Below are 3,890 nucleotides of genomic sequence, written 5' to 3'. Positions count from 1 at the left end.
GGGCGTCGCCGTCCGCATCGTCGATCCCGAAACGCGCGAAAGCCTGAGCGACGGAGAAGAAGGCCTGACGCTCATCAAGGGCCCCAACGTGATGCAGGGCTATCTCGACCAGCCGGAAAAGACCGCCGAAGCGTTGCGCGATGGGTGGTACGACACGGGCGATATCGCCCGCATGGACCAACGCGGCTTCGTCTACATCACCGGGCGGCTGTCGCGCTTCAGCAAGATCGGCGGCGAGATGGTACCGCACGGGCTCGTGGAAGAAGCCTTGCAGCAGGTTGCGGAAACCGACGTCCCCTGCGTTGCCGTCGTGAGCATCGCCGACGACGCCAAAGGCGAACAGCTCGCCGTCTGCTGCACGCAGGAAGCCGGCGACCCCGAAACCCTGATCGGCAAACTCCGCAACCTCGACCTGCCCAACCTCTGGATTCCCCGCGCGGCCAACTTTTTCCGCATCCCGGAACTCCCCATGCTCGGAACGGGCAAACTCGACCTGTGCGCCCTGCAAAACTTCGTGAGGACCGCATGAACACGCTCGTATCCATCGGATTCATGGTGGCGCTCGGGCTGCTCGCCGGGCTCGCCTCCGCCCACACTTGCGCAAGTGTGCGCACCCGCCCAGAGGCCCCCACTTGCGCAAGTGTGGGCCCGGGGGAGACGGTCGTCCTGCTGCACGGGCTGGCGCGCTCGAGCCGTTCCATGAACAAGCTGGCGCGCGAACTGGCGGCGGAAGGATACACCGTGATCAACCACGGCTACCCTTCCAGAAGCGCAACCGTCGAGGTCTTGGCGAAGGACATTTTCGAGGCCCTTGAAGCGCGCATCGCGCAGGCGCCGCAGGTACACTTCGTGACCCATTCGATGGGCGGCATCGTTCTGCGCGAGCATCTGGAGCATAACGAGATTCCAAACCTCGGCCGCGTGGTCATGCTCGCGCCACCAAGCCGCGGCAGCGAGGTTCCGGACAAACTCGGGTGGCTCAAGCCGTTTCAATGGATCAACGGTCCGGCCGGGAATCAGCTGGGCACCGGGAGCGAAAGCCGACCGCTCCGGCAGAAGCCCCCGGCGTTCGAGCTGGGTATTATTGCGGGCGACCGCTCGATCAACCCGATTCTCTCGATGCTGATTCCCGGCAAGGACGACGGCAAGGTATCGCTGGCGCGCGTCAAGCCCGCGACGTACACCGACTATGTCCAGCTCCACGCCACGCATCCATGCATCTCGCGCAACCGCAAGGCGATCGCGCAAACCAAATATTTTCTCGAACACGGAATGTTCAAACACGAAGGAGACCGCCCATGAACAAGAAAACGAAACTGGCCCTGGCAACCCCTGGCGACGCATCGGAAATCGACCGCATCCGGCACCGGGTGTATGCCGCCGAATTGGGACAGTTCAGCACCTGCGAAGAAGAGACCCTCCACGACCGGGACGAGGTCGAAAGCATTTACATCGTTGCGTTTGAAGAGGACGAGCTGGTCGGCTTCGTCGGCGTCACGCCTCCCGAAAGCCCTCGCTATTCGATCGACAACTACCTGGCCCGCGGATCGGTTCCGCTGGATTTCGACGAGGGGCTGTTCGAAATCCGTGCGCTGACGGTCGTCGACCAATCGCGCGGCTCGCGGGTGGCCCCGGCGCTAATGTATGCCGCATTCCGCTTGATTCAGGACCGCGGGGGCAAGCGGCTGGTCGCCGTCGGGCATCGCAAGGTGCGCGACCTGTACCTACGCCTCGGCATGCGCCCGGCGGGGCGATCGTTCCAATGCGGCCGACTCGACTACGAGCTACTGACCGCCTCCACCCAAAACATCGAAACGGAACTGACGCGGTTCGCGACCCGGTTGGATCGACTGGAACAACAAGTCGACTGGCAACTCGATGTTCCGTACCGCGCCCCGGTAGAATGCTACCACGGCGGCGCCTTTTTCAACGCCATCGGCAACACCTTCGCCGACCTGTCGCGCCGGAACGAAATCATCAGCGCCGACGTGCTCGATGCGTGGTATCCGCCGTGCCCGGAAGCGCAACAGGCCCTGCACGAACACCTCGGCTGGATCATGCGCACCTCGCCGCCCAACCACGCCGAAGGATTGGCGGAGACGATCGCGCATGCGCGCGGCGTTCAGCCGGGCAACATACTCCCCGGCGGCGGCTCCTCGCCCTTGATCTTCCTCGCCTTCCGGCACTGGCTCACCCCGGCCTCCAAGGTGCTTCTGCTGAACCCGACCTACGGCGAATATGCCCACGTGCTGGAAAAGGTGGTGGGCTGCCGGGTCGACCGCTTCAACCTGCGGCGCGACGAGGGCTATGCGGTCGATACCGAACGGCTCGCGGCCCAGCTCCGGGAACAGTACGATCTCGTGGTCCTGGTGAATCCCAACAGCCCGACCGGGCGACACATCCCGCGAAACGAACTGGAGGAACGGCTTAGGAACCGCCATCCGAAAACCCGCGTTTGGATCGACGAAACCTATGTCGAATACGCCGGCCAGGGCGAGTCGCTCGAACGGTTTGCGGCCTGCAACGATGGCGTGGTCGTGGTTAAATCGATGTCGAAGGTCTACGCGCTCAGCGGGCTTCGGGCGGGCTATCTTTGCGCCACCGCCAAGACCCTGGAACCGTTGCGCGGCCTTCTGCCGCCGTGGTCGGTCAGCCTGCCCGCCCAGGTGGCGGCGGTGCATGCGTTGCGCAATCCGGATTATTATGCGGAGTGCTACCGCGAAACCCATCGCCTCCGGACCCGATTGATCGAGGGTCTCCGCGCCCTCGGCATCGAAGAACTCGTTCCCGGCATCGCCAACTTCATCCTCTTCCACCTGCCGGTCGGAGGCCCCGACGGCGAAAGGGCCATCGGACTCTGCCGCGCACAGGAGCTCTTCATTCGCGATGCAGCGGAGATGGGAACGGGCATGGGCGACCGGGCCATTCGGATTGCCGTCAAGGATGCCGACACCAACGCGCACATGCTCCGTATTCTCGGAAGCGTGCTCGGCTCCATTGCGGCGAAGGAGGTTTGCCATGCTTAACCTCCTTGCAGCCTGGGTCGGCTTCGCGCTGGGAGGCGTTTCCGGCGCAATCCCCGGCTTGTTCTTCCACAACCAGGATTGGCTGGGCGGCTACACCTCTTGGCCGCGCCGACTGATCCGCCTGGCCCACATCTCATTCTTCGGCATCGGGTTTCTCAATCTCGGCATGGGCCTTACGGGCAAGATGCTCGGCATCGAATCGTATGCCGCCGCCTCCGCGTTGATGCTGGCGGGCGCGGTGCTGATGCCGACGGTTTGCTATCTCAGCGCCTTCAAACCCGCGCTCCGCCACCTATTTTTCATTCCCGCGGGATCGGTCCTGCTCGCGATCGTTTTGTTCATCGAAAGGATGGTATAACCATGAAAATTGCATTCATCGCCATGAGCGGTATCCGCGCGTGCGATACCGAACTGCTCGAACTTGGACTCACGCTGCCCGGCTTCGTCGAGCGCAGCAAACAGATCGCCTCGCTCCCCAGCCTCGGTCTGCTCACCCTCGCGGGCATGACCCCCAAGCACCACGACATCCACTATATCGAGATCCCCGATCTGACCGCCGAATCCACCGAGGTGGACCATTTCGATCTGGTCGCCCTCTCCAGCTACAGCGCCCAGATCGACGAAGCCTACGAACTGGCGATGCGGTTCCGGGCCCGGGGCGTTCCGGTGGTGATCGGCGGGCCGCATGTGACCGCCCGGCCGCACGAGGCGCGCAAATATTGCACGAGCGTGATTCTCGGCGAGGGCGAACCCGTTTGGCTCCAGGTGCTGGAAGACGCGCAGCAGGGGCGGCTGAAGTTGATCTACGATGCGCGCAAGCTGGACTTCGAGCTGGCCGATGCGCCCATGCCCGCCTTCGAACTG

Annotated in this window: 4 protein-coding genes and 1 pseudogene; all 5 read left to right on the top strand. The window is 63.6% G+C overall.

The features are described from left to right. Positions 1-529, top strand: a pseudogene (locus tag ABYO54_RS14940) (hypothetical protein); the annotation flags it as partial. After that, on the top strand, positions 526-1,302 hold the full coding sequence (locus tag ABYO54_RS14935) for an esterase/lipase family protein (RefSeq protein ID WP_372809038.1): 777 nt from the start codon (positions 526-528) through the stop codon (positions 1,300-1,302). The pseudogene ABYO54_RS14940 and the gene ABYO54_RS14935, both read left to right, overlap by 4 nt. Then, entirely contained in the window at positions 1,299-3,026 is a 1,728-nt protein-coding gene (locus ABYO54_RS14930; RefSeq protein ID WP_372809037.1) for an aminotransferase class I/II-fold pyridoxal phosphate-dependent enzyme, read from the top strand. The genes ABYO54_RS14935 and ABYO54_RS14930 overlap by 4 nt, the downstream gene beginning before the upstream one ends. Next, the gene (locus ABYO54_RS14925) at positions 3,019-3,384 is read left to right on the top strand and encodes a hypothetical protein (protein WP_372809036.1); all 366 of its coding nucleotides are present in this window, start codon (positions 3,019-3,021) and stop codon (positions 3,382-3,384) included. Before ABYO54_RS14930 ends, ABYO54_RS14925 begins: the two co-directional genes overlap by 8 nt. A 2-nt stretch (positions 3,385-3,386) precedes the next feature. After that, positions 3,387-3,890 (top strand): cobalamin-dependent protein (locus ABYO54_RS14920; protein ID WP_372809035.1); only part of this gene is annotated, 504 nt, incomplete at its 3' end.

Origin of the sequence: Pontiella sp. (assembly GCF_041622395.1) — a bacterium.
Lineage (GTDB): Bacteria > Verrucomicrobiota > Kiritimatiellia > Kiritimatiellales > Pontiellaceae > Pontiella.
Note: the sequence above shows the minus strand (reverse complement) of the source record. Positions and strands in the feature narration are given on the sequence as shown.